A 24,523-nucleotide genomic window follows, 5' to 3' on the forward strand; every position below is an offset into this window, starting at 1 on the left:
CATAAAAAATAAATATTTTAATATACTTCGTTTTTCGAATTAAAAGGATTGAAAAAATTTACTGAAGTGGTACAATTAGCAACTGTCAGGATAATTAAATAGAAATTCATTAGGGGGATAAAAAGAATGAAAAAGCTATTGTTGCTTTTAGTTTCAATGTTAGTCCTGGTGTTAGCAGCGTGCGGCAGCAATTCTGCATCCAGTGACAATGGAAATTCATCAGAAGAGGTTCAAGAAGATACAACAACTGCTAAAGAGCAAAGTGAAACAGCAAATGAAGTAAAAACAGATCTGCTTGCATACCAAAGCGAAGTGATTAAAGTTATTCGTAATGCAGAATCTGCATTCGTTGGTTTTACTACACCTGAAGGAATTGAAGCAGCTGAAGTTAAACCGGCAGATGCAGCTGTGGCCATCTCTGAAGAAATTGCCGCAATTGAAATTCCAGAAACACTTGCTGATTATCAAACAAATCTAACAGAAGCAGCAGACATAATCAGCCAATTCTACTCTAAAAAAGCCGAGCTTCTTCAAGCGGGAAGTGAAGACTTAACAGACGCCGAAACTTTAAAACAAAGCTATATTGATTCAGTAAACAAAGTATTTGAAGAAGTTGGCGTATCAGCTCCAAAATTCGGTATGGTTTTCTTGTAATAGAAAAGAGATCAAGGGAGAAAATCTCCCTTAATCTCTTTTTTTGACTTATTTAGTTCAAGCTTTCTCTAATCTTTAATGCATCCTCAGGAAAATCAGTCATAATGGCGGATAGGTCTAAGTCCATAAGAGCTTTCATATGCTCTTGGCTGTTCACAGTAAATACGCGAACTGGAAAGCCTTGCCTCATAGCACGCTGGGCCATTTCAGTGAAAGCTACTGGTTCGTATACATGAAGTGCAGAAGCACCCATGTTAGCAGCGTATTGCCAAGGGTCTAAGAGAATTTCCATAAATAAAATCGCTGTTTCGATCTGAGGAGCCAGTTTTTTAAAAGCTTCGAGAGAATAATGATTAAAGGAAGAAATAATAAATTGGCTTTCGTTCAATCCACTATTTTTAATCGCATTCAGAACCTTCTCCTCAATGTTTTCATAAGGAATAATATCTGATTTTATTTCAATATTTATTAATATGTCTGTTCCATTAAGGATTTCTAACACTTCTTCTAAAGTGGGAATCCTTTCGTCAGAGAACACTGAAGAAAACCAGCTCCCTGCGTCTAATTGTTTAATTTCTGCTAAAGTCAGGTCCCGAATCCGACCAGTTCCACTGGTGGTGCGATCGACTGTTTCATCATGAATCACAACAAGTTCACCATCTTTAGAAACGTGAACATCTAATTCAATTCCATCTACCCCTAAATCAATCGCTTTTTGAAATGCTGCCAACGTATTTTCGGGGTGGGTTCCTTTACTTCCGCGGTGGGCAAATATCAGTGTTTTACTCATCGCAGCAACTCCAGTCCTCATTAATTATTTCACAAATATCGGGGCGTGACAGGCATTCTGACGCTAGATATTCCACTCGTGTATTTCAAGTCTTCTGACCCCTAGTTTTACATAAGGATCATTTTCAGCTAATTGCTTAGCTTCTTCAAGGGAGTCTGCTTTGTAAATGACAAGTCCTCCAGCGCCGTCGGTGAAAGCTCCTTTTAAGAACACTTTTCCTTGTTGTTTTAGGTTTTCAAGGTATTCTAAATGGTCGGGACGGTATTTTTGGTTTATTTCTGGATTCTGCATATGTAATATCGCTGCATAATGTGGCATTCTTTTCTCTTCCTTTCTTGTTTATTAATCATTATCATCATACAGGATTTTAACGGAACTTGAAATTAAAGCGGAAAATAAGTTGTTGGAATTTTTTAAAGATTAATAGATGGTCAGATGATAAAATAGAGAAAGGGAAGGGGAGAATATTTTGTCTAAAAAGCTTGCATTTATCATTGGAACCGTATTCATTATGTTTTTAACAGCTTGTGAAGCAAAGGTAGAACAAACAGAGACTGAGGAAGAACCAGAAAAAGAAGAACAGATACCGGCGCCGGATCCTAGTGAGCAAGATAATCCAATTGCTGCAATCGTGACTTTAGCTGAAACTGGAATGATAGCAGATGCACCATTTCAATTGGGAAACACAAACTTTCAAGACGTAAAAGCAGAATGGGGAGAACCTGACCAGGTGAATCAGGCCGGTTACGGGTATTACGCTGAGTACGCAGAAAAAGGAGTTACGGTTGGCTATATAAAGGAAGGCTCTGTTTTTGATGTCCGTTCCTATAATGATTCGTTGTATTCAATCACGTATTCCATGATTGAAGAGGCATTAGGAGAACCTGATGAAAAACGATCCTATGGAACAGATGATATTTATGTTTACCAGCTTAATGAAGAGTTTCAATTGAAATTTATTATCCCTCAAGACGAAGAAGGAGTTCATCATATTTCGATATTTAGTCAAAAGACACTGGACGCAACGACACAAGAATACGTACTGGATATAAAGGGGATTTCTGGTCATCTTCCCGCAGAAACGTGGGAAAATATGTTAGCGTGGAGAAAGGAAATCCAGATTTTCGCACAAAGCTATGACAATATGTGGCTGAACGGACCAGATAAACCAATGGTAGCTTTAACCTTTGACGATGGGCCGGATGAAGAAAATGTAACGAACACTGTCATCGATATTTTAGACCAATATGGTGTAAAAGGGACGTTCTTTTTTGTCGGCGAAAATGTAGAGAAATACCCGGATGTCGTTGAAAAAGCGGCCAAAAGCGGCCACCTTGTATTAGCGCATAGTTATTTGCATGAAAATCTAAAATCAAAGAATTTTCAGGGAGTTGTCGAGGATCTTCAAAGGACTGAGGCCGCGATCCAAACTGTTACAGGGAAAGCACCAGCTCTTTTCCGCCCGCCTTTTGGGGATACTGATTTAGATGTCGTAAACGCAGCCAAACAAGAGGGCTATAACATTATCTTGTGGTCGATTGATACAATTGATTGGGCTGATGGTGCCATCAGTGAGGAAATTGTGGAAAATGTCGTTTCGAATATCCGAAACGGCGATATTATTCTCATGCATACGACGAAGGAACGCATAGAAACGCCAAAAGCTTTGCCAGTTATTATCGAAGAACTGCAAAAACAAAATTTTGAGCTCGTGGATGTTGCGACACTGTTAGAGCTGGAACCTTATAAATAGAATTCAAACCCCCGGATTTACAAGTCCGAGGGTTTTTGTTTTTTTTAATCACGACCTGTCTGACCTTTTCTCTGATAAAAAGGAAAGTACAACAGTAAAAATAAGCATAATGCAATGATTTCTAACGGTATGAGATACCATGGGTAAGGACCGAGGAAATCTAACAAACTACCATTACTCGGTTTTCGCGCCAGAAACATATAATTGGCACCCAGCCCCAGATTAATCATGAAAACAACGGCCGCCATTGCGTTTAGGGTCAGAAACGTTTTAATCACAGAGGTGAAATAGATACGGTAACCTTCAAGCCAAGTCATATAAAGGGGTGAAAGAATAATAGCAATGTGAGCAATGAAAAAATGAAAATATCGGCTATGAGGGAAGTCATAGAATAGCTCAGGCGTTAAAATGGCTTGTGTCGCCCCTGCTAATCCTAGGAAGTAGACAATCTCAAACAGTCTAAAATTTTTAGTTAGGAGCATAAATGTAGCCAAGTAGATGCAAATTGAACAAAGCTGAAAAGGGAGGGTGTACTGTAAACTCCACTCTCCAATCAGGATATGCCATACATTGAAATAAATTTCAGATCCAATTAAACCGGCCAGCAGTCCCCATCTAATAAAAATACGATGTCGTTGTAATGGCTTTCTCCACATGTAAAAACCTATAATAAGTAAAATTGTAAAAACTACCATAACTAAGTGGGAAATCGAAAATAGCTGGAAAGAAGAATAAGGACTATTTTCACTTACCAACGCTTCGTACATCGGACTCACCTCGAATGAGTATGTTTTACTGAATCGGCAAAACATAAAGGAGGACACAGAAAAAGTGAAGAGCTGTTCCTGCCATGACAAAAAGATGCCATACAGCGTGATGGTAGGCAAAGCCGCGCCATACATAGAAAATCGAACCTATTGTATAAAGTATGCCTCCAATGACCAGAAGCAGAATTCCTTCAGCCGCAAGTGAATCAGTAAGGGGTTTCCAGGCAAACACGATAACCCATCCCATTACCACATACAGAACGGTTGAGGTGAATAAATATTTCTTAACAAAAAAAGATTTTAAGACTGTCCCAGCAATCGCGATTCCCCAAATTATCCCAAAAATCGTCCATCCAAGCCATCCTTGAATGACTACAAATAAAAAGGGGGTATAGGTTCCTGCGATGAAGAAATAAATGGAGGAGTGGTCCATTATTTCAAAAAAATCTTTCACTTTGCCTTCCGGAAAACTGTGCAAAAGGGTGGAACAAGTATATAGTAAAACCATAGAAGAACCGTATAAGGTAAAGCTAACGACATGCCATGCTGTTCCATAAATAGATGCGTACACAATTAAAATTATCAAGGCTGCGATACTTAAGGCAGCACCAATGGCATGTGTGATGGAATTGGCGATTTCTTCTTTTTTTGAGAATGTATGAGTAAAGGCCATGTTTTGACCTCCTGTATGCAAATTTCATTATTTTCTTCTATTGTACACTACTTTCGCCATACATAATAAGACGTTAAACCTTGAGGAAAAAACTAACCTTTGAAAGATGGAAGGGGAAAAGAAATGAATACAGGCTTATTAGGAGAAAAAATAAAAGAAATAAAAGAACAATGCGCTGGCAGATTAAGTGTTTTGATTGATATTGGCGAGCAAAAAATAGAAGCCGACAGTGAACAAATCTTTTTATCAGCCAGTCTCATTAAAATTCCTATTTTAATAGCAGGCTTTCGTCAAGTTGAACAAAAAATACTGGATCCGGCTGAATTAATTTATGTGCCAAGGGATGAAAAAGTAGGAGGTTCGGGTGTATTAGCCACATTTTCTGACCCTGTCCATTTAACCGTTCGGGATTTACTGACTTTAATGATTACAGTCTCCGATAATACAGCTACTAATATCTTAATTGACCTGATTGGGTTAGAAGCGATTCAATCTTGTATAAAGGACTTAGACTTGAAATCTACTATACTCAATCGAAAATTGATGGATATTGAATCAAAAGAAAAAGGAATTGAGAACTCTACCAGTGCAAGTGATATCGTAAACTGTTTAAAAGCTATTCACAGGGGATCTTTTTTATCACACAACAGCACTCAGGCGGTTCTTTCCATAATGGCTCAGCAGCAATTCACCCATAAGCTCCCAGCCTATGTCGATACGGAAAAAGTAAAAGTTTTTAACAAAACAGGAGAGTTAGATGGGGCAGAACATGACTGTATGATTTTAACTTTTGGAGAAAAAACGGCGTACGTTGCAGTCTTAACAGACCAACTAGAACATAATGAATCGGGCCGGCAAACAATCAGACAAATTGGAAAACATGTGTATGACTGTCTAATTTCCTAATGATACAAAAAGGTCAGACCCTTAAATTTTTTAGAGAAGGTCTGACCCCACTTTATTTTAATGCTACAATTACTACTGATTGTCCCTGAAAGGACAGCACATTTTCTTCCTCCGACTCCACACTGAAAAATCCCTTTATGTCTTTATCTGATGAAAGGATCCATTCGTTTAATTCTTTCACTTTTTCCGAAGGCAGACTCATATTGCTGCACCATGTTTCAAAGATAAATTTTTTCTTAAAGGTGATAAGTGATTCTGTCCAAAATCCTGTTTCTTCAAGCATTGAAATCCATTCCGATTTTTTATAAGCACGGAAATGACTTGGATCGCGTCTTCTCTCTAATTCGTTATAAAATAGATCTAATTCTTCTTTTTCAGGGGCAACATTATCGGCTAAGATTAAGACGCCATCCTTCTTTAGCGTCCGATACACTTCTTGAACAAAAAGCTGAACCTGCGGAAAATGGTGGGCAGCTATTCGGCAGGTAATAACATCAAATGATTCGTCTGTAAATGGTAAGTCTTCAGCATTCCCTAATTGAAAAGATACGTTAGAATGTCCTTTATCCTTAATAAATTTTTCCGCAACTTTAAGCATCTCGGGAGTTAGATCTAGGGCAACTACTTGTTCAAAGAAAGGTGCAAATGTTAAGGCCACATGTCCACCCCCTGTAGCTACATCCAGAAGGATTCCGCCCTTTCCGCTCTCAATCAGCCATTGCTTCATCCAGGCCAGATCATTCCCTTTGGCATGGAGCGGGCTATTCACATAATTCTGGGCATTTTTACCGAACTGTTTCATTACAGATTGTTGATAATCCATATCCGCCATCGTTTCAACAATTCCCCCTTTCACTTGATGGTTTTATCTTATGATGGGAAAATCGATTAGTAAATACGAATAATTTTATATATAGTAATAAGAAAAATGAATCATAGTTTTAAAGGTAGCTTTTTAATATGGAGGTCCACACATTGAAGCATTCACCAGAATCAGCTGCTTATAAGTTTATCACTACATATTTTCCTGGCTGTGATGGAGCTCTTCTCTCAGGAAGTGTTATAAGAGGAGAGGGAACATCTGCATCCGATCTCGACATCGTTATCTTTCAAAAAGATCTTCCGAGTGCATATCGGGAAACGTTTCATCTATTTGATTGGCCAATTGAGGCATTTGTTCATAATTTTACTTCTTACAGAGTGTTTTTTGAGTCTGATCGGGACCGGGCACGACCTTCACTTGCAAGGATGATTGCGGAAGGGCAAGTCATTAAAGAGCATGATTTTTTACATTATGTAAAAAAAGAGGCAGAAGAACTTCTGAAAGCGGGACCCGAGCCATGGACAGAGGGAACGCTTCAGACGAAAAGGTATATGCTGACGGATGTACTGTATGATTTTATAGGTGCTGAGAACCCGAAGGAGGAGCTATCCATTGCTGCCGCACTAGCTGATCAGATACATGAATTTGTATTACGTACAAATCAGCAGTGGCTTGGTTATTCAAAATGGGTATATCGGGCTTTACTTGCTTTTGATCCTGTTCTTGCAGAGAAGTATTACCAGGCTTTTCACGTCTATTACCGTACAGGAGAAAAGAAATTAATCATAGCTCTAGCAGATGAAGTGCTGGAACCGTTTGGGGGACGTCTAGTTGAAGGGTATTCAGCAGGAAAAATATAAAAATAAAAGTATATCAAAAGCCAGAGGATTATTCACTCTGGCTTTTTTTCCGGATTCCATCCATAATAAACTGAACTATTTGATCAATTTCACTTTCATCGATTGTTTCTTCTTGGTTAGGCAATAGCACGAAACGAGAGAAGAGAAAACCGCCAATTATGGTAAAGAGCAGTCTTTGTATGGTTATCGTTGGCAGATCAACCAGTTCTCCGCGCGCTTTAAAATGATCCACGACTTTAGCAATCCTTTGGAAGATATTTTCCGAAATATAAGGAAATATTTCATTCTTTAGCTCTTCACTATACAGAACCTCTTTAACAAAAATTTGAAATATTTCTTTATTTTCATTGATAAATGCGATCCGGTTTTTTGCTAATGCTCGTAAAAAATCTTCAAAGTTGGCAACTTGATCGGTCAACAATTCATTAAAAACATCTTCAGCCATTGTAGGAAGAGATTCCTTTAAAAAGGGCAGGAGCACGGAGAGCAGTAAATTATCTTTAGTACCATAATGACGAAAAATCGTCCCTTCCGCTACTCCAGCTGCTTTTGCTATTTCGCTTGTTGAGGTATTCGCGAACCCCTTTTCTGCAAACAGTTTGATGGCTGTTTCTGTAATTTTTTGCTGTTTATCGGTTTGTTTCTTAGATAGTTTTGTTTGGGCAATCATTGCATCCAACAGATTGTTCTTAGACATTAAAAGACCACTTCCTTACAAATCTGTCCTCATTATAACGTACGGTACCCCTTCAAAGCGAATATATTACAAACAATAAAGATCATGGCAAAGATAGCTAAAGCTAATATATCTCCGCCAACATCCCTGAGCTCAAGTCCTTTATACATGACATCCTTTAAGGCATCGGCTGCATAATGAATCGGCATGATTTTAGCCAGTGCCTGTAACCAATCAGCCATCCCTTCAAGCGGAATAATCCCTGAAAAAAACACTTGCGGGATTACCACAATCGGGATAAATTGAACCATTTGAAATTCAGAAGCCGCAAAAGCTGATAAAAGCGTTCCTAATGAAAGGGCAACAAGCGCAAGCAGCAAGTTAATAATGATTACGTTCCAGATGGAGCCTACAAGGACCATATCTAAAACGGTTATAGAGTATAAAACAATAATAAAGGTTTGAATAACTGCAAATAAACCATAGCCAATTAAGTAGGAGGTTACAATTTCTCCTCTGCGGATCGGGGTAGACATCAGTCTTTCCAGTGTTCCGGTTGTTCGCTCCTTTAACAGACCAATTCCTGAAATCAGGAATACAAAAAAGAAAACAAAGAATCCTACTAAAATCGGACTTAATACATCAAAAAATTCAGTATCACTATTTCCATATACATATTCTGTCTCTATGTTTACCTGCGGAATGTCAATTTGGCCTCCGATCTGATTCACTAATTGAGCCTGAGCCCCGGCACCGATTACTTGGTTCACCTTCATTTGCAGGGCTTTTGCTGAAGTAGGATCACTATTTTGGAGGGTTAGGACGATATTTCCGTTATCCATTTGCAAGAAACCGTCTAGGTCTTCGTCGACTACTAGTTTAGAAGTTTCAGAGCCTTCTTCATATTCATGAATGACGATATCGGCATCATCAAGTGCACTAACTAAATATTCATCAAGATTAACAGCCCCTAATTCCGGATCAACAGCTTCTCCATTAAATAAAAGATACATTAAAGATAAAATCAGTAATGGTGCTACAAATAAAAGGCCGAGTGTCCGTTTTTCGCGAAACATTTGCAGGCAAATTCTTTTAATTAACGCTAGAATTCTCATGTTTAACCCTCCCGGCATTTAAAAATACCTCATCAAAACTTTCAGCATGATAAAACTGTTTTAATTCAGCTGGAGTTCCGCTTGTTAAGATGACACCATCCCGAACCATTGCAATAAAGTCGCATTTTTCCGCTTCATCCATTACATGAGTGGTAACAATAATCGTTTTGCCTTCCTCCTTTTTTAAACGAAGCAGTTCGTTCCAGATGCTTAGTCTTAGTTCAGGATCAATCCCAACGGTTGGTTCATCTAAGATTAAAATCTTAGGATTTTGAATTAAAGCAATGGCCAAAGACAATCGGCGCTTCATCCCGCCGGAATAGGCAGATACTTTTTTATTTAAGTCGCTGGTAAGGTTGACTAAATCAGCTGCGTAAGCAATACGCTCCTTCATTTCTGCTCTGTTTAATTTGAAGAGGGAAGCGAAAAATTGAAGATTTTCTTTACCTGTAAGTTCTGTGTACAAAGCATCCGATTGTGCCATATAACCAATTTCCTGAAGTAATTCTAAGTTGGGAACTTTTTTGTCTAGAACATGAATGGTTCCGGTATCTGGCTGATCCATTCCAACAATCATTTTGACCAATGTTGTTTTACCTGCTCCGGAAGGTCCGATAAATCCATATATTTTTCCTTCTTCAATCTTTAAATCAATTTGACTTAAAACGACTTTTTTACCGAAGCTCTTACTTATCTTTTCGATTGCTATACTTACACTCATACTCAATCCCTCCAAACGGAATACATTTTGTGAGTGATTACTCACTCTAAATATTACTCCTGTTTAAAGAAAAGTCAATAAAAAAGTGAGTAATTACTTACTTTTTTGTTTATCCCATGTCGTGCTAAGCAGGGCGGATGGGCTAAAGGACATAGGTTCCGTTATCTGTGGCAAAATCGCAGAATTTCAAAATTAGCGGACACTGGTTCCTTTATTTGGGGAAAAACAGGGTATTTTTAAATGATTTAGAGCTAATAAAGGAACATATGTCCTATAATTTTCTAAAGTGGTCGTTTTTGTCAAAATAACGGATCGTATGTCCGAAAGAATCATCAAGACAAATCCAATTGAGCCCACCGCGGGTTCTTCTTGCCGGATTTACCCTGTGAAAGCAGAGTTCCTTTTTTATAATAAAGTGAGATTAAAAAAAGCAGCTGGCATAGTCGTGAAGCCAACTGCTTTATTGCTAATCATATTCTTTTTTCTTAGAAATAAACATTATCGATATCGGCGTAATACATCTTCAATCATGTTAGGCAGCTGATGAACATTATGACGGTTAACAGAAAGAGATAGCTTGGTTTCGTCCATTTCTAACGCTTCGCTTAAAAAGCCCATTAATCCTCGGCCTCTCCGGTCAACCTCCATAAGAAGATCGACTTCATCCTCCGTTCTATAGCGGAAAGCGACCTCTACTTCATCAAAGGCACGGTAAAAAGGACCAGTTACTGGATAAAACTCAAATTCTTGCAAGAACGGATAACGACCTCGAGCATACCTTTTTACATATTCGTTTTCTACCTTGCGCGTTTTAAATCCCAGCTGGTGGAAGGTGTTAATTACTTTTTCAGTCAGCTCACTTGGACGGACATAGATACTATCATAATCACTTGCATCTACACCTTGTTCAATCCCAAGTGTAGTGCGAACCCATACTTTTGAATTCCCTGCAGAAATCGGAGTTTCATATGGGAGGACAAAGGAAAAAGGAACCCTTATTTCTTCACCAGCCCGTAAATCGGTTTGCTGGACAATCCGGAAGCGGTCTAATACAGCAGTATCCGTAATCTTTTTGTCATCCACTTCACGGATGTATGTACAGCATACTTCCATGTAAATATCCTCAATTTTTTGCCCTACATTTCCGCCGGTAAGGACAATTTCACCACGGACTTCCTCACCTTGTCTCCATTCGTCCTTTTCTAGTCTTGCATCCACCTTAGCATTACCGATTCCAATGGAGGCTAACGCTTTTTTGAAAAATGACATACTCCCACTCCTTTTTTTCATAAGTTTAATAAGCGTTTTTACAATTTTTATTCTATAACTTATACGATAAAAAGCAGGAAAAGTTTCTTGTGTTATTTAAAAGAGAATCCTTTTTAATGGCAAGGAAACATAGCTGCCTTGCTGAGAAAAAGAAGTTTAAGTTCGTAACGATCCAAAAAAGTAGGGAAAGTAGCCCAATAAATCCAGCCGCCGCCTAATTATCGCGATTTCGCCAAATTAGTCATTCAACTCGCACACAAAAAGTTTATAATTTAAGATACCTGGTTTATTCAGGATACTGATAACATAAGAAATATAGAAAGAGATAAAAGATACATAGATAAGGGGTGAGACACTTGATCGTTGATCCTATTTACGGGAGTTTTGAGCTAGAGCCTGTATTAAATGATCTTCTTCAGTCAAGACCTGTGCAGCGGTTACGTGGTGTTCATCAGGGGGGTGCCAGTTACTTAGTGAATCCTAAGTGGTGTGTAACCAGGTATGAGCATTCTGTTGGTGTAATGCTATTAGTTTTGAGGATGGGCGGGAGTGTAGAGGAACAAATTGCTGCCCTGCTTCATGATGTCTCACATACGGCTTTTTCTCATGTCACTGATTTTGCTCTGCGTAATAAAGAGGAGGACTACCACGAACAAATTTTTAAAAGAGTGATAGAAGAATCAGAGATTCCGAAGATCCTTCAGAATTATGGCTACACGACTGAACAAATCTTTAGTGACTTTTCTAAGTGGACGATTTTGGAGCAGCCGTCTCCTGACTTATGTGCAGATCGGATTGATTATACGCTAAGAGATCAATATCATTATTTTCACCTTAATCAAGACGAAATTCAAACCCTGTTAGAGTCATTAACGGTTGTTGACGGGTTATTATGTTTTCGTACGATAGACGCGGCCGAGAAGTTTAATAGCCTTTATTATCAAGAAGTTATAGATTTTTTTATGGACCCCTTAAACGCATATGGCTATTGGAAGCTTTCGATTGCTATTGCACTTGGTTTAAAAAAGAAAATCCTCGAAATGAATGATTTATTAAAAGAAGATCAGGAAATTTGGGAGATCTTGCAGCAGAGCAGGGACCCAGACGTTCGGCAGATTATGAAACAGATCCACCCGCATGCAGAAGTTGTAATAGATGAAAAAAATTACGATTTTTATACAAAAAATAAAATAAGACTGATAGATCCAATGGTGCTCCAAAACGGGGAAAAAGTAAGAGCCTCTTCCATATCAGAAGAGGTTGAGAAGCTGAATCAGACTGCCATTGAAAGATTTAACAGGGGTGCCAGGATTCGCGTTGTGTCTTTTAACACGGCAAAGTAAAAATTTTTAAAAAAACCGCCATACATTTGGCGGTTTCTTACACTACTGAGAAATTGCTTTTAAGAGTCTTCATAGGCATCTGTTGTAAAGGTAGCTTTTACTCTTTTTGATTTTAAAAAGTAGGGAATCCAAATCAATGCAAACAAGATATGTGATCCGACCGAAGTTCCTATTTCAAAGTAGAGATCTTCGCGTACATCCTGGAAAGCAGGAACAAACGTAGTAACAATCATATAGCCGCCTGCATAGAGAAAGCCAATGATTAAATCAGCAAGCAGAAACGAAATAAACAGTTTCGGAAAGATTGCTCTTCTGCGCAGCATTTGATACAAAAGGAATACAGTCATAACGGTAATAAAGATATACATAGCCAATTCTAAAACAATGACAGTTCCAAAAATCGGGTGATAGAGCTTGGTCCCTTTAGTAGTTATATCATCCCAATTGCCCTCTTGAAAAAAAGGAATGAGATTCGTAGTAACATGATATAGACTTCCGATTGGATTTGCAGCGAGAAAGACGATTACAAAAATAAGCCAGCCTTTTATTCCTTCGTATTTATTTGGATGGATCGCAGATTGTGTTTGAATTTCCTGTTCCATTAAGTCCTCCTGATTTGCTGATCATACTATTTAGTCTAGACTACAATTTAAAAAATAAGACTCAGAAAATAGAATATAATGCTAGTGTACACGATTTATCCTATCTTTTCCGAAAAAATTTATTTCTAAGTAAGCGTCCATGTATAATAACTTGAGGTGGTCTAGGGGGAACCGATGATGAATCAAATAAATAGAACCGATGAATGGAGCCAGCAGGTGTGGAAGTATTGTTTCAGCGGAAATATAAGAGAAGCTTATCAATTATTAGCGAGCAAGCAGAATCTTTCCAAGGAGTGGCTTAAATTACGAGAAGATTTGTTTGAACGATTTTTTGCAGAACGGCCTAGCTTACCCAACCCTCCGATTTCTAATAAACTTGAACCTTTTTTGAACTGCTACTATTTGTATCTTATCCAGGTCCTATTACAAAAAATAGAACGGAAGCAAGCAGAAGAAGAGTTATCTGATAATCTTTCAATTTTATTAAAAAAACCAGGCAGTTCCATGGAGCAGCTTGAAGCTGAACTCAAGGTGGTCTTTGAAAAAGAAAGCTATCATTTTTTAGGCGGGAAAACGGAGCCCTTTTACGGACCATATATTTGGGCTGCCAATGAAGAAAGAGAGTATGAGGTGGAAATACCCTTAGGGAAACAAAGGCTAAAAGTAAATTTCATGCATGGTTTTATCATGAAGGGCTGGCTTGATTTTGCTACATGCGGACGGCGAGGAGCCGGCGGATGGGCTAAAGAAGAAGGACTATATTGTGTTTATGACGTGTACAAAGACATTCTCGATTCATCAAAATTTCAAGTTTCATACTTAAAGCACGAAGCACAGCATGCTGATGATTTTAAAAGATTTCCCCATATAAAAAGCTATGAGCTTGAATACCGTGCCAAATTAGTAGAGTTAATCTATGAGGAAACCTCTAGAATCTTATATCAGTTAGTTAGAGATGCTGACCCAAATCCTGATTTTCCACATAACTATTCATCTTACCTAATTATTCAGGACTTGGAAAAACAAGCAGGATTCCGATTTAGTACCCAGCCTAATTTTACTAATGATCTAATAGATAAAGTTAGAAACGCGGCGGCAAAAGCGTTTCTTGAACATACAGCTAGTCTGGAAAAGAGGTTTTAAAAAAATGAGATTATTATGGGATTTTGATGGCACCCTATTTGATACTTATCCTCTATACGTAAGGTTATTGGATCAAGTATTGGAAGGGAGGATCAATCAAGACGAACTTTACCAGCATATGAAGGTATCTTTCTCGCATGCATTTCAGCATTTTCAAATTACTAATAAGGAATTTGAAAAAATGCGAGAGCTCGAGGAACAGGTGGGGATGAAGGGGTTTCAGCCATTTCCGTTTGTACATCAAGTGTTGGCACAGTCGGATGTTAACGTGATTGTCACTCATAAAGAACGTGACATTGTAGAAAAGGTTCTTGAATACCACAGTATGTCGTCTTTGTTCGATGAGGTAATCGGAAAGGAAGACGGCTATCCAAGAAAACCTGATACTGCAGCCTATTCGTACCTTCATAATAAATATTTTCTTGATGGCGTAGTAGGGGATCGAGAACTTGATCTCATCCCAGGTAAAAAACTGGGCTTGGTCACAGTCATGTTTCAAGGGCGGTCGGATGTGGCTGATGGTATGATTGACAGTTATCGTGATTTTCCGTATTCCTTATTTAAATAACTTCTCCCTAAAATTTTTGTTTTTCTAAATGCATGAGAGCTTTGCTTGTCGTAGCAAAGTGGATCCAATCAGGAGCTGTAATGGGTTTCGTGCCAATTGTACAGTAAATCCGATCACCTGCATGCAAGCATTTGTTTACTTTTGCAACCTTGCCATTAATCTTTATATTCGTGGTGAAGAATGCCCTATCTCCATAAACATGAAAAAGATAATCCACCACCGTTGCACCTTCTGGAATGACCACGACTTCTCCGTATTGATTATAGACATGAATCATTGGCAAAAAACATTCATGGATAATCATTTCCGCGTTTAAATCCTCTAATCTATATTCAATAGAACGATAGAAATGAAAGGGATTAATCGGCCTATTAAGAATAGATAAGATTCCATGATCGTACCTATGGGCATTTTTCTTTGTCATGATTTTTACCGTGGATCTTTGATTATCATTGGTTTCAATAAAAGTTTCGATATATGGATCAAACGGTGCAGCCTGCTGATGCATAAAGTTAGTGAATTCTGCGTTTACTGGTTTCCAAATGGAGTGGATTTCTTTTAAAGCCCGATAGCATTCCTTTTCAGAATGGGTATGAATGCGAATATACACTTCCCTCTCCAATACCCCATCAGATTGCAATGAGGATAAGAGCGAATAAACGGGGGTTTGATCGAGCTGGATTGATACCTTCAGCTGAGCTCGATTTAAATGGTAGGCAAGTCTGTCTTGTATGGGTTCAAGCTGTTTCTTATATTGGCTAATAAATTCGTTGGCTTTTTTAAGCCTATCCTGATTTAAATAGAATAAGGCTCGTTCTTCTAAAGTATGAAGTAAGGAGCGGAGCCCTAATTTTTTCAATAAAGGTGCAAAAAAAGTTAAGGTTTCATTGGCATAGGTGACTTGTTTAGAGACCGGCTTTCCGTGCAGTGTTTGAATATTGTGAAGGCGATCAAAAATTTTTATAACGGCTACTCTAACATCATGGCTGGAAGCGAGTAACAATTGCGTGTAATAGCTTTGCATAAATTCGTAGCGGTCCAAATGTAGAGGCTTTTTCCCTTTTGTTAAAGCGTTGACGATATACGATACCTTTTTACCGAATTCAGCGTCAATCTCTTCAATTGAGACTGCTGTATCTTCGACAACATCGTGGAGAACAGCTGCCTGAAGGGTTACAAGATCAGCCTGATAGTCTGCCAGCATTTGAGCTACAGTTAGAGGGTGCATAATAAAAGGTTCACCTGTGTCCCTGACCTGACCCTTATGGGCACGCGAAGCAAATTCTATCGTGTTTATCAAAATATTGCGTTCGTGAACTTCGAGGTAATGGACATTCTTTAATAATTCCATGTTCGCACCCTTCCGATGTCTAATTATTAGAATATTCTACCACGTCAAGCACAAAGTGGGTAGTCCTGTTTATGAAACGGAGGGAAACGGAGGGACGGTTCTTGTGTTTCATCCTACTTCTGAAACACAAGAACCGTCCCCATGTTTCCCCCGCTTAAATACGATATTGTGAAATATAGTGAATAAAGCGATTAATTTCATCGCTTTCATATTTAGTGAGGGCATATGACTGAGCAGAGATCTTGGGGAAGTCTGGCGTTTCTACTTCTAATAAGCGGCCCTCAAGCAGTTCCCTTTGGACAATCGAAATTGGTAAAAACGAAATACCTAGTCCTTCTTCTATGAAACGCTTTGTCACATGGACCTGTGATACAAACATCGTTTTGATATGCGGATAGACAGATTTAATCAAAGGAAGCAAATCCTCCCAGTACTCTGGATGGGAATGGACAATCAGCCTTTTATTTTGAAACAGATCATCTACCTCTAAAGGCGGACCAGTTTCAGGATCAAAGCCATCATGAGGAACTATGAGTTTTACCTGATCTTTTTGTAGCGGGATACAGGATAATCCTTTCATCTGAAATTGCTGCCTGGACAATCCGATATCTGCCTCACCGCGGATAATGAGCTCTGGAATATCGATTGATTCAACCACTTGGATATCTAAGTCAATCGTTGGATATAGATTTAAATAGGATCGAATCAGTGCAGGTAAGATAGAAGAGGCAATCTCAGGGGAAACAGCTAAGGTGAGTTTCGTTTGATAGCCTTGTTGAATCCGATTTACTTCCGCGATACCATCCTCATAAAGAAAGAGAAGCTTTTGAGCATGTACAATATAGCTTCGCCCTACCTCAGTAAGCATGATTTGCCGGCCATCTCTTTTAAACAATTTGCATCCTAATTCTTTTTCTAACAATTGAATATGAACTGTTACGGTTGGCTGGGAAACAAACAGTTCATCTGCCGCTTTGCGAAAGTTTTCGTATTTGGCTGCCAGTAAAAACGTTTTTAACCATTTGAGTTCCATGTTGTCTCTCCCCTCCAATTAATAAAAATTATTAATTAAAATATAAAATATTATTTAATTTTTTAAAAGAATTTATTGTCATAAAATAGAAATAAGGAAAGGAGAGGATGAACGTGTCAAAAGGTTTAAAAGGCGTGGTTGCTGCCCAAACAGCACTTAGTTTAGTAGATGGGGAGAACGGAGTACTATTATACCGGGGTGAACATGCAAGGGAACTGGCTCTGGCAAAGTCGTTTGAGGAAGTGGCATATTTCATTTGGCATGAGACTTGGCCAAATGAGGAAGAGCTCCAAGATTTGAAAAAACAGATTAAGGGTGACCGTTCTTTACCAGAGCATATCCGATCCATTCTCAGTTCGCTTCCGTTAAATACAAGCATCATGAGTGCTCTTAGAACAGCGATATCCTCACTTGGTACAGATGAGTACGGCTGGAAGCCTGATTTAGGACAGGCCATTACACTAACGGCGATTACGCCAACCATTATCAGCTATTGGTATAGAAGACAAAAAGAAGAAAAGTTTGTTGAGCCAAGAGATGATTTAGATTTTGTCGCAAATTATTTATACATGTTAAACGGCGAAGTACCAAAGGCTGCTCATGTGAGGGCATTAGAAGCTTATATGATTTTAACGATGGAACACGGGTTTAATGCCTCGACATTTTCGGCTAGAGTTACAGTCTCTACTGAATCAGATATGATTTCAGCGATAACAGCAGCAGTGGGAACCATGAAAGGCCCATTACATGGCGGTGCGCCAAGTGGTGTAATTGAGATGTTAGAGGAAATTGGCATGATTGAAAATGCATACCAATGGATTGAAGACAAGCTTACTAAGAATGAAAGAATCATGGGATTCGGGCATCGGGTGTACAAAACAAACGATCCGAGAGCAGAGGCGCTTAGACAAATCGCCCAGCAAGTCGGAGAAGAGGATGAGTGGCTAGCCCTTGCTCACCAGGTAGAGGAACGAGTCATTGAAAAGTTAGCAGAGTGGAAGCCTGGCCGCAAATTGTATACGAATGTTGAGTATTATGCAGCGGCTGTAATGCGCGCCCTTGAGATGGAAAAAGAGTTATTTACACCAACCTTTTCAGCTAGCAGGATGGTTGGATGGACTGCACATGTACTTGAGCAGGCAAGTGATAATACGATTTATCGTCCACAGGCTGAATATACTGGAAAAGTTCCAGCTCTATAATATTGAAAAAAGCACTTTTGGCCTACAAAAGTGCTTTCTGAATTTTTAACTGTTCATCACAGACGATATAAAGGATCCCAGAGGCAATTTATTCATTTGTTCCTCACCTTTATTTACTCAATCGCCCGGCTGATTTAATCCGATGTTGTAAAAAAGGTTAAAGGAATAAGTAAAGAATTATGCTTAACTTAAACCAACAATTATAGGAAATGATGATGGGCTATTGATATTTCCATTAAATTGTCAAAATCAATTTATCTTATTTCAAAATCGCAGGTATAAAATGGAATGGGAGATATACTTCCGATTATCATTTTGAAAGAGGGAATCGCCATGAAAAAGATATTCGCTTTATTTGTTGCCGCCACCGTCTTATTCCTAGCAGCATGTGGCGGGGGAGAGGAAGGCACTTCAAGCGAACTTGCGGATCAACAGTTAAACATCGTAGCTGAAAACTGGACTTTTGACCAAGAAGAATACAGAATATCTAGCGGAGAAGTCTCTATTATATTAGAAAATGAAAGCGGTCTTCATGGGATTCAAATCCAAGAAACTGGAGACGCGATTGAAGCCGGGAAACCAAAAACCCTAAATCTAGAGCCGGGCACATATACACTCGTTTGTAATATCATGTGCGGAACAGGTCATGCTGAAATGAAATCTACATTGATAGTGGAATAAATATAACGACCAGCCATCGTGATTATACGGTGGCTTTTTTCTGCAGTGACGGAGATTTTTTTGAAAAACTACATTTTATATTGAGTTTTTCCTATTCATTTGCGATTTTTAAATAAAGGACAGGACGACTTCCTTATTTTAGTATGTAAGATTCTCAAAAATCCATATAATAAAAAGGAGCAATCGGTGCAAATGTAAAATTATCGAGTTGTTTAGAAAAGCTGTTTCTTTCCATACCTTCAGGGGGGATGGTAAAATAGAAATGAGGGAGGAGGGATAAAGGTGGAAGAAATGGTACACCATGAACAAAGTGATGAGCATAAAGAAAATCAGCACACAAGACATAGTCACCATCCTGACTCTGTGAAAAAAAATTTGGCATCCCGCTTAAACCGGATTGAAGGGCAAATTCGAGGCATTAAACGTATGATTGAATGTGATACTTATTGTGATGATGTGATTACACAAATTGCAGCTACACAGTCGGCACTAAACAGTGTCTCAAAAATATTATTAGAGGGTCATCTAAAAGGATGTGTAATCGACCGGATTCAAGAAGGCGATCCAGAAATCCTCGATGAATTTTTAACAACGGTTCAAAAGCTAATGAAAAAATAATCGGCAGGAGTGTTCATATATGCAAAGTATCGTTCTAGATGTGAAGGGAATGTCTTGTGGTCATTGTGTTAGAGCTATTGAAGGCGCTGTGGGCGGTCTCGATGGAGTTGAAAAAGTAGCCGTTGCACTTGAAGAAGGAAAAGTAGAAGTTGAATTTTCTCCTGAAAAACTGTCGGTTGAAAAAATTAAAGAAGCCATTGATGAAGAGGGCTATGACGTTGAATAAATAATACCTGAGAACCAGCAATATGTGTTGGTTCTTTTTTATTTTACAAATATAGGAGATTATATTGATTCGAACCTAGTTGTCTTGCTATAATTTATAAAGTAATAATGTTTTAAAAAATAAAGCATTGGCAAGGCATGATATAGATTACATACTTTGGGAGGGGTTACAGTGAAAAAACTAGCTAGTCTAATTATCATGGCTTTATTATTAATGGTTACTGCAGTCCCAGCATTTGCGGCTGTGTCTGTTTCTGAGGAAGTATACAAGGGGTTGGAAGACCGTATAGGCGGATCTTTTTCCTATTATGATCAAGGATCTGCAGAAGTAAAAGATCTTCAATCCTTCAGTACTAATCAAGTTGATAAAGAAGGTAATGTAATCGGTGAAATTCAATTAGATATCATGTTTGTTGAATTTAACGAAGTGCGCGATAATATCTTCTTCTACACTGGACATGAGCTTCTTTATTACGATCAGACAAATAAGCAATTTATCGATTCGGCAACGATTGAAGTAACAGACGAAATTGAAGCGTTCACTAAATCATATAGTGATGAAACAGGAAAGCACTTCAATACGAGCTCACAGGTGCTCTATATTATCCTTCTTTCATCTGTAGTAATTGTTCCAGTATTAATTATGATATTCCACAATACAGGCAGATCTTATATTACAAACTTCTACCGTGGTGCATCAATCAGCAAATAATTAAATGACAAATGAACCCTTTACCATTTACATGTGGTAAAGGGTTTTTTTATACATGTATGAATGAAAAAATTTTAGCAGAGAAGTATATTCGACTTAGTTTAAATGTTTAGGAATAAAAGTATAAGTGCAGCTACGCATCTGTCTTCGCCCTAAGGCTCGCCAGTCAGCGAGTTTTCTTTACACTTTAAGAAAGTATAAAATTTTAACAAAGAAGTAAATTCGACGTAGTTAAAATTTTTAGGAATAAAGTATAAGTGCAACTAGGCAATCGCCTGCGCCTAAGGGCTTGGCGTTAGCCAAGTTTTCTTTATGGGCAAGAATACCACTCGATGTTGAGGCTGAATCGGTCTTAAGGCTGAGGAAGGATATGGAAATGTTAAGTACCCTATTGATAGACAGTTCGAAAGGGAGGAAAAGGAAAATTGTATCCAATCTTAGAAATACATGATCTCAGTAAAACGTATAAGAAGCGGAAAAGCAAAGAAATGATTGAAGCTGTAAAAGGGATTAACTTAACGGTTCACAAAGGGGAAACAGTAGGTTTACTAGGGCCAAATGGAGCTGGAAAAACCACCTTTATAAAGATGATGTGCGGCTTGTTAATTCCGAGCCGGGGTGAGGTATTAATTAATGGAATTTCTATTCATAAAAAGAGGTTACTAGCATTAAATCATATAAGTGTTGTACTGGAAGGAAACCGTAATCTGTATTGGAGGCTAACGGTCAAAGAAAACCTTGAATATTTTGCGGGGAATCGCGGCATGTCCAAGAAGTCTGTTCAAGATAAGATTACTGAACTGCTTGATATGTTTCATTTAACGGAAAAAGCACACGAAATGGTGAACTCACTTTCGCGGGGGATGCAACAAAAGGTCTCAATTGCTGTTGCGCTCTTAGCCGATACCGATATCATTTTTCTAGATGAACCGACATTAGGACTCGATGTAGAGACTAGCTATGAAATTAGAAATATATTAAGGGATATCGCTAAAAAAGAGGGGAAAACAATATTGATGAGTTCTCATGATATGCCGGTTGTTCAAGATCTTTGTGAGCGCGTGGTCATTATTAATAAGGGAAAAGTGGTTGCTGATGAACGGGTAGATCACTTATTAAGCTTATTTGAAAGTAAAGCCTATGCCTTTACAATTTTGTCACCACTACATGAAAATCAAATGAAGGAAATTAGTGTGAATTTCATGATGAATACAGCCAACGATGAACAAGGGAATCAAATTTTAAATTTCACAATAGCGGATGGTCATGAACTATATGCCATTGTTGACCACTTGGAAAAGTATGGGGTCACGATTGAAAAAATTGACCGGACGATTGTCGATTTTGAACAAGCCTTTATCAATATTGTGAAAGGAGATGGGGTCCGTGAAACTGCTGCATCTCTTTAATGCAAATCTGCGCCGGGAAGTAAATATTTTAAAAAGATATTGGCCAAACACTGTTAGCATGCTAGTGACATTTTATTGTATCTTTCTTATGATGTTTTTTGGGATTCAAATTGTTGGTGATCCAACAACGATGGAAACCAATGTTCAGTATGTCATTGTAAACTATATTTTTTGGTATTTAGCGATGCTTGCGATGCAGGATATCGGCTGGGTTGTATCGAATGAAGCCACTCTCGGAACCCTTGAGCAGCTTTATATGTCACCGATGGGAGCATGGAAAATTTTATTAGCCAGAATCATTGGAGATACGATTGTTCATCTCGGTCTTTTAGTCTTTTTATTGCTTCTATCGATGTGGACAGCGCAAACATCATTGCATTTGAACGCTGTTTCCTTATTGCCAGTTTTAATTATCACCTTGTTTAGTATGTATGGAATAAGCTTTATGATTGCAGGGCTCGCCATTATCATCAAGCAAATAAACGCCTTTTTGCAGATTCTACAGTTTGTCTTTATGGGTCTTACCTTTGTTCCTTTATCAGTGGCACCTTTCTTAGAGTTTGCGCCTTTTGTAAAAGGGGTCGACATGATTCGGAAAATGATGATTGACGGGGCTGCACTAAGTTCATTTTCGGTATTAGATTATGTATCGCTGCTGGCAAATGCCGCCTTCTATTTACTTTTAGGTCTATTAGTCTTTTTCAAATGCGAAAAAAACGCTATGGAAAAGGGAATTTTAGGGCAGCATTAAAGATTTGGGTCTGACTCTTTTTTGGGGGTCAGACCCTCTTATTTTTACATTTGGTCAGGCGCCTTCATCCCTAGAAGCCGCATGCCTTCTTTTAAAATCACGGTAACTGCTTTGACTAACGCGAGTCTAGACTCTTTTTCCTCCGATTCTGATAAAATTTTGACTTGACTATAGTATTGATTAAACAGCTTCGCAACCTTTAGCAAATACTGGGCTATGATGGCAGGGGACCGTTTAACAAAAGCTTGTTTTACCTGGTTTGGAAACGAGTAGAGCAGCTTAATTAACTCCCAGCTTTTTTCATGAGATTCATAGCTGAAATGAAATGAGTCTTCCCCAGACTTTCTCAATAGGGATTGGGCTCTAGCGTGCGTGTATTGGAGATATGGTCCTGTTTCTCCTTCAAAGACAAGCATTTCATCTAAGTCAAATTCAATGGAATTCATCCGGTCTTGCTTTAAATCATGGAAAAGAATAGCGCCAACGCCTACTTGTTTTGCCACTTCTTGAAGATTTGGCAAATCCGGGTTTCTTGCCACAATGTTTTGTTGAGCCTTGGAAATGGATTCTTCGAGCACTTCCTCCAGTAAAATAACTCTTCCCTTTCTGGTGGACATTTTTTGACCATCTTTTAAATAGAGTCCAAATGGGATGTGCTCCAGAACGTCCGCAAACGGAGCTTCCAGCTTTTTTAATACAGAAAAAACTTGTTTAAAATGGATGGATTGCTCGTGTCCTACGACATAAAAGGCGTGAGAAAAATGATAGTCATGATAACGATCATAAACGGCAGTTAAGTCCCGGGTTGCATAAAGGGTTGCCCCATCCCGTTTCTTAATTAAACAAGGAGGCAAATTTTCATTTTCTAAGGTTACGATGATAGCGCCATCTGATTCTACTAATAAACCTTTTTCTTCGAGGATAGAAATGGTGGCCTCCATTTTCTCATTATAAGCTGACTCACCCTTCCATGAATCGAAGCTGATTCCCAGGAGATCGTACACTTTTTGAAAGGCTAAGAGGGAAGCTTCTTTAAAGCTTTTCCAAATTTGGCTATACTCCTGGTTGCCAACCTCTAATTGCTGGAACGCTTTCCGGCCGTCCTCCTCAAGGGAAGGATCCTTTTCAGCCTCCGAATGAAATTTCACATAAAGGGTAAATAGTTCCTCAATTGGATTCTGGGCCACTTTTTCTGGGTGTCCCCACTGTAAGTAAGCATAGATCAGCTTGCCGAATTGTGTTCCCCAATCACCAACGTAATTAATTTTGACCATTTGGTATCCATTTTTCTCACCAATCAAGCATAGGGAATTCCCTATTACAGTAGAACGTAAATGACCCATTGAAAATGGTTTGGCAATATTCGGGGATGAAAGATCGACAGCGATTGTGGCTCCATCCCCATTTTGATTGCTGCCGAAGCTTGAATCTTTAGCTAAGATCTCGTTCACCATCTCTTTTGCAACAGCTGCCGGATCAAAGAAAAAGTTAACATATGGTCCGACAGCTTCGATTTTCCGAACGAGAGGACTTGATAGATTTTGAGATAGCTCCTTGGCAATTTGTTGTGGAGAGGTTTTTCTAAGATTAGCCAAAGCAAAGCAAGGAAAAGAAACGTCACCATGTTCTCTATGCTTTGGTTTTTCAAGTAAATGTTCAATTTCTTCTTTGCTCAGGCAGGGAACTTCTGAACTGAGAAGGGTGGAGCATAGTGAATGCAGCATGATAGGTCCTCCTTTAAAATATTTTAAATACAAAAAAGCCCGTCTCTAAATATTAGAGACGAGCTTATCCCGCGGTACCACTCTATTAGTCCATTAGAACCACTTAACAGATAACGGCTGAGAGCCGGTGTATGCTACTTTAGTTCACAGACAC

The 24,523-nt window shown here is 38.6% G+C and carries 27 protein-coding genes and 1 other annotated feature (1 of these 28 running past the window's edge); of the genes, 14 read left to right on the forward strand and 13 right to left on the reverse strand.

What is annotated here, in order from left to right:
* The first annotated feature begins 126 nt into the window (after window positions 1–126).
* Window positions 127–654 (forward strand): hypothetical protein, encoded by a 528-nt coding sequence (locus CRO56_RS17880; protein WP_097159989.1) that lies wholly within the window; start codon window positions 127–129, stop codon window positions 652–654.
* A 52-nt stretch (window positions 655–706) separates the two neighbouring features.
* On the opposite strand, the gene CRO56_RS17885 is transcribed toward CRO56_RS17880, so the two are convergent.
* Window positions 707–1,444: a glycerophosphodiester phosphodiesterase gene (locus CRO56_RS17885; RefSeq protein ID WP_097159990.1), complete on the reverse strand. Its 738-nt coding sequence runs from the start codon at window positions 1,442–1,444 to the stop codon at window positions 707–709.
* A gap of 63 nt (window positions 1,445–1,507) precedes the next feature.
* Window positions 1,508–1,762 (reverse strand): YciI family protein, encoded by a 255-nt coding sequence (locus CRO56_RS17890; protein ID WP_097159991.1) that lies wholly within the window; start codon window positions 1,760–1,762, stop codon window positions 1,508–1,510.
* A gap of 151 nt (window positions 1,763–1,913) precedes the next feature.
* On the opposite strand from CRO56_RS17890, the gene CRO56_RS17895 reads away from it, so the two are divergent.
* Complete coding sequence (locus CRO56_RS17895; RefSeq protein WP_097159992.1) at window positions 1,914–3,197, forward strand: polysaccharide deacetylase family protein; 1,284 nt, start codon at window positions 1,914–1,916, stop codon at window positions 3,195–3,197.
* 44 nt (window positions 3,198–3,241) lie between these two features.
* On the opposite strand, the gene CRO56_RS17900 is transcribed toward CRO56_RS17895, so the two are convergent.
* Entirely contained in the window at window positions 3,242–3,964 is a 723-nt protein-coding gene (locus tag CRO56_RS17900) for a YwaF family protein (RefSeq protein WP_097159993.1), read from the reverse strand.
* 25 nt (window positions 3,965–3,989) lie between these two features.
* On the reverse strand, window positions 3,990–4,637 hold the full coding sequence (trhA, locus tag CRO56_RS17905; RefSeq protein WP_097159994.1) for a PAQR family membrane homeostasis protein TrhA: 648 nt from the start codon (window positions 4,635–4,637) through the stop codon (window positions 3,990–3,992).
* A 123-nt stretch (window positions 4,638–4,760) separates the two neighbouring features.
* On the opposite strand from trhA, the gene CRO56_RS17910 reads away from it, so the two are divergent.
* Complete coding sequence (locus CRO56_RS17910) at window positions 4,761–5,543, forward strand: serine hydrolase (RefSeq protein WP_097159995.1); 783 nt, start codon at window positions 4,761–4,763, stop codon at window positions 5,541–5,543.
* Window positions 5,544–5,595: 52 nt separating this feature from the next.
* Here CRO56_RS17910 and CRO56_RS17915 read toward each other — a convergent pair whose 3' ends face one another.
* Window positions 5,596–6,375 carry a class I SAM-dependent methyltransferase gene (locus tag CRO56_RS17915; RefSeq protein ID WP_142305224.1) on the reverse strand — a complete coding sequence of 260 codons (780 nt, stop codon included), beginning with the start codon at window positions 6,373–6,375 and terminating at the stop codon, window positions 5,596–5,598.
* A 143-nt stretch (window positions 6,376–6,518) separates the two neighbouring features.
* Between CRO56_RS17915 and CRO56_RS17920 the strand changes: the two genes are divergently transcribed.
* Window positions 6,519–7,226 (forward strand): nucleotidyltransferase domain-containing protein, encoded by a 708-nt coding sequence (locus CRO56_RS17920; RefSeq protein WP_245855969.1) that lies wholly within the window; start codon window positions 6,519–6,521, stop codon window positions 7,224–7,226.
* Window positions 7,227–7,254: 28 nt separating this feature from the next.
* Here CRO56_RS17920 and CRO56_RS17925 read toward each other — a convergent pair whose 3' ends face one another.
* The 4 genes from CRO56_RS17925 to CRO56_RS17940 all read right to left on the reverse strand — a co-directional run bounded on the left by CRO56_RS17925 (window position 7,255) and on the right by CRO56_RS17940 (window position 11,007).
* Window positions 7,255–7,923, reverse strand: coding sequence for a TetR/AcrR family transcriptional regulator (locus CRO56_RS17925; RefSeq protein ID WP_097159997.1), 669 nt, complete (start codon window positions 7,921–7,923; stop codon window positions 7,255–7,257).
* Window positions 7,924–7,955: 32 nt separating this feature from the next.
* On the reverse strand, window positions 7,956–9,017 hold the full coding sequence (locus CRO56_RS17930) for an ABC transporter permease (RefSeq protein ID WP_097159998.1): 1,062 nt from the start codon (window positions 9,015–9,017) through the stop codon (window positions 7,956–7,958).
* On the reverse strand, window positions 8,995–9,738 hold the full coding sequence (locus tag CRO56_RS17935) for an ABC transporter ATP-binding protein (RefSeq protein ID WP_097159999.1): 744 nt from the start codon (window positions 9,736–9,738) through the stop codon (window positions 8,995–8,997). Before CRO56_RS17935 ends, CRO56_RS17930 begins: the two co-directional genes overlap by 23 nt.
* A 498-nt stretch (window positions 9,739–10,236) precedes the next feature.
* Window positions 10,237–11,007, reverse strand: a complete 771-nt coding sequence (locus CRO56_RS17940) for a sporulation protein (protein WP_179714344.1) — start codon at window positions 11,005–11,007, stop codon at window positions 10,237–10,239.
* 356 nt (window positions 11,008–11,363) lie between these two features.
* Here CRO56_RS17940 and CRO56_RS17945 point away from each other — a divergent pair, with 356 nt between their 5' ends.
* Complete coding sequence (locus CRO56_RS17945; RefSeq protein ID WP_097160001.1) at window positions 11,364–12,350, forward strand: HD domain-containing protein; 987 nt, start codon at window positions 11,364–11,366, stop codon at window positions 12,348–12,350.
* A gap of 59 nt (window positions 12,351–12,409) precedes the next feature.
* On the opposite strand, the gene CRO56_RS17950 is transcribed toward CRO56_RS17945, so the two are convergent.
* Entirely contained in the window at window positions 12,410–12,952 is a 543-nt protein-coding gene (locus CRO56_RS17950; RefSeq protein ID WP_097160002.1) for a DUF2569 domain-containing protein, read from the reverse strand.
* Between the two features lie 177 nt (window positions 12,953–13,129).
* On the opposite strand from CRO56_RS17950, the gene CRO56_RS17955 reads away from it, so the two are divergent.
* Together CRO56_RS17955 and CRO56_RS17960 are read left to right on the forward strand one after the other, a co-directional pair.
* A complete protein-coding gene (locus tag CRO56_RS17955) occupies window positions 13,130–14,095 on the forward strand; it encodes a hypothetical protein (protein WP_097160003.1) in 966 nt (321 codons plus the stop codon).
* A gap of 4 nt (window positions 14,096–14,099) precedes the next feature.
* Window positions 14,100–14,663 carry an HAD hydrolase-like protein gene (locus tag CRO56_RS17960; protein ID WP_097160004.1) on the forward strand — a complete coding sequence of 188 codons (564 nt, stop codon included), beginning with the start codon at window positions 14,100–14,102 and terminating at the stop codon, window positions 14,661–14,663.
* A gap of 7 nt (window positions 14,664–14,670) precedes the next feature.
* Here the strand turns inward: CRO56_RS17960 and CRO56_RS17965 are convergent, their stop codons facing one another.
* Window positions 14,671–16,014 (reverse strand): HD domain-containing protein, encoded by a 1,344-nt coding sequence (locus tag CRO56_RS17965; RefSeq protein ID WP_097160005.1) that lies wholly within the window; start codon window positions 16,012–16,014, stop codon window positions 14,671–14,673.
* A 154-nt stretch (window positions 16,015–16,168) separates the two neighbouring features.
* On the reverse strand, window positions 16,169–17,047 hold the full coding sequence (locus tag CRO56_RS17970) for a LysR family transcriptional regulator (RefSeq protein WP_097160006.1): 879 nt from the start codon (window positions 17,045–17,047) through the stop codon (window positions 16,169–16,171).
* A gap of 107 nt (window positions 17,048–17,154) precedes the next feature.
* Between CRO56_RS17970 and CRO56_RS17975 the strand changes: the two genes are divergently transcribed.
* The 7 genes from CRO56_RS17975 to CRO56_RS18005 all read left to right on the forward strand — a co-directional run bounded on the left by CRO56_RS17975 (window position 17,155) and on the right by CRO56_RS18005 (window position 22,645).
* Window positions 17,155–18,249 carry a citrate synthase/methylcitrate synthase gene (locus CRO56_RS17975; RefSeq protein WP_097160007.1) on the forward strand — a complete coding sequence of 365 codons (1,095 nt, stop codon included), beginning with the start codon at window positions 17,155–17,157 and terminating at the stop codon, window positions 18,247–18,249.
* 333 nt (window positions 18,250–18,582) lie between these two features.
* Window positions 18,583–18,930: a cupredoxin domain-containing protein gene (locus CRO56_RS17980; protein WP_097160053.1), complete on the forward strand. Its 348-nt coding sequence runs from the start codon at window positions 18,583–18,585 to the stop codon at window positions 18,928–18,930.
* A 291-nt stretch (window positions 18,931–19,221) separates the two neighbouring features.
* Window positions 19,222–19,548, forward strand: coding sequence for a metal-sensitive transcriptional regulator (locus CRO56_RS17985; RefSeq protein ID WP_097160054.1), 327 nt, complete (start codon window positions 19,222–19,224; stop codon window positions 19,546–19,548).
* A gap of 19 nt (window positions 19,549–19,567) precedes the next feature.
* Window positions 19,568–19,774: a copper chaperone CopZ gene (copZ, locus tag CRO56_RS17990; RefSeq protein ID WP_097160008.1), complete on the forward strand. Its 207-nt coding sequence runs from the start codon at window positions 19,568–19,570 to the stop codon at window positions 19,772–19,774.
* A 171-nt stretch (window positions 19,775–19,945) separates the two neighbouring features.
* Window positions 19,946–20,485, forward strand: coding sequence for a hypothetical protein (locus CRO56_RS17995; protein ID WP_097160009.1), 540 nt, complete (start codon window positions 19,946–19,948; stop codon window positions 20,483–20,485).
* 425 nt (window positions 20,486–20,910) lie between these two features.
* A complete protein-coding gene (locus CRO56_RS18000) occupies window positions 20,911–21,894 on the forward strand; it encodes an ABC transporter ATP-binding protein (RefSeq protein ID WP_097160010.1) in 984 nt (327 codons plus the stop codon).
* On the forward strand, window positions 21,863–22,645 hold the full coding sequence (locus CRO56_RS18005) for an ABC transporter permease (RefSeq protein ID WP_245855971.1): 783 nt from the start codon (window positions 21,863–21,865) through the stop codon (window positions 22,643–22,645). The genes CRO56_RS18000 and CRO56_RS18005 overlap by 32 nt, the downstream gene beginning before the upstream one ends.
* A 44-nt stretch (window positions 22,646–22,689) precedes the next feature.
* On the opposite strand, the gene argS is transcribed toward CRO56_RS18005, so the two are convergent.
* Complete coding sequence (argS, locus tag CRO56_RS18010) at window positions 22,690–24,369, reverse strand: arginine--tRNA ligase (RefSeq protein ID WP_097160012.1); 1,680 nt, start codon at window positions 24,367–24,369, stop codon at window positions 22,690–22,692.
* Window positions 24,370–24,420: 51 nt separating this feature from the next.
* Window positions 24,421–24,523, reverse strand: a binding site (T-box leader) (it continues 103 nt past the right edge of the window).

The organism is Bacillus oleivorans (assembly GCF_900207585.1).
Taxonomy (GTDB): domain Bacteria; phylum Bacillota; class Bacilli; order Bacillales; family JC228; genus Bacillus_BF; species Bacillus_BF oleivorans.

Excerpts from the sequence above, each read along its gene's own strand:
- CRO56_RS17960 (WP_097160004.1), top strand. The coding sequence starts at position 14,100 with ATGAGATTATTATGGGATTTTGATGGCACCCTATTTGATACTTATCCT.
- CRO56_RS17935 (WP_097159999.1), bottom strand. The coding sequence starts at position 9,738 with ATGAGTGTAAGTATAGCAATCGAAAAGATAAGTAAGAGCTTCGGTAAA.
- CRO56_RS17880 (WP_097159989.1), top strand. The coding sequence starts at position 127 with ATGAAAAAGCTATTGTTGCTTTTAGTTTCAATGTTAGTCCTGGTGTTA.
- argS (WP_097160012.1), bottom strand. The coding sequence starts at position 24,369 with ATGCTGCATTCACTATGCTCCACCCTTCTCAGTTCAGAAGTTCCCTGC.
- CRO56_RS18005 (WP_245855971.1), top strand. The coding sequence starts at position 21,863 with ATGGGGTCCGTGAAACTGCTGCATCTCTTTAATGCAAATCTGCGCCGG.
- CRO56_RS17975 (WP_097160007.1), top strand. The coding sequence starts at position 17,155 with ATGAACGTGTCAAAAGGTTTAAAAGGCGTGGTTGCTGCCCAAACAGCA.
- CRO56_RS17980 (WP_097160053.1), top strand. The coding sequence starts at position 18,583 with ATGAAAAAGATATTCGCTTTATTTGTTGCCGCCACCGTCTTATTCCTA.
- CRO56_RS17890 (WP_097159991.1), bottom strand. The coding sequence starts at position 1,762 with ATGCCACATTATGCAGCGATATTACATATGCAGAATCCAGAAATAAAC.
- CRO56_RS17985 (WP_097160054.1), top strand. The coding sequence starts at position 19,222 with ATGGTACACCATGAACAAAGTGATGAGCATAAAGAAAATCAGCACACA.
- CRO56_RS17925 (WP_097159997.1), bottom strand. The coding sequence starts at position 7,923 with ATGTCTAAGAACAATCTGTTGGATGCAATGATTGCCCAAACAAAACTA.
- CRO56_RS17970 (WP_097160006.1), bottom strand. The coding sequence starts at position 17,047 with ATGGAACTCAAATGGTTAAAAACGTTTTTACTGGCAGCCAAATACGAA.
- CRO56_RS17955 (WP_097160003.1), top strand. The coding sequence starts at position 13,130 with ATGAATCAAATAAATAGAACCGATGAATGGAGCCAGCAGGTGTGGAAG.
- CRO56_RS17885 (WP_097159990.1), bottom strand. The coding sequence starts at position 1,444 with ATGAGTAAAACACTGATATTTGCCCACCGCGGAAGTAAAGGAACCCAC.
- CRO56_RS17900 (WP_097159993.1), bottom strand. The coding sequence starts at position 3,964 with ATGTACGAAGCGTTGGTAAGTGAAAATAGTCCTTATTCTTCTTTCCAG.
- CRO56_RS17910 (WP_097159995.1), top strand. The coding sequence starts at position 4,761 with ATGAATACAGGCTTATTAGGAGAAAAAATAAAAGAAATAAAAGAACAA.
- CRO56_RS17965 (WP_097160005.1), bottom strand. The coding sequence starts at position 16,014 with ATGGAATTATTAAAGAATGTCCATTACCTCGAAGTTCACGAACGCAAT.
- copZ (WP_097160008.1), top strand. The coding sequence starts at position 19,568 with ATGCAAAGTATCGTTCTAGATGTGAAGGGAATGTCTTGTGGTCATTGT.
- CRO56_RS17915 (WP_142305224.1), bottom strand. The coding sequence starts at position 6,375 with ATGGCGGATATGGATTATCAACAATCTGTAATGAAACAGTTCGGTAAA.
- CRO56_RS17940 (WP_179714344.1), bottom strand. The coding sequence starts at position 11,007 with ATGTCATTTTTCAAAAAAGCGTTAGCCTCCATTGGAATCGGTAATGCT.
- CRO56_RS17950 (WP_097160002.1), bottom strand. The coding sequence starts at position 12,952 with ATGGAACAGGAAATTCAAACACAATCTGCGATCCATCCAAATAAATAC.
- CRO56_RS17930 (WP_097159998.1), bottom strand. The coding sequence starts at position 9,017 with ATGAGAATTCTAGCGTTAATTAAAAGAATTTGCCTGCAAATGTTTCGC.
- trhA (WP_097159994.1), bottom strand. The coding sequence starts at position 4,637 with ATGGCCTTTACTCATACATTCTCAAAAAAAGAAGAAATCGCCAATTCC.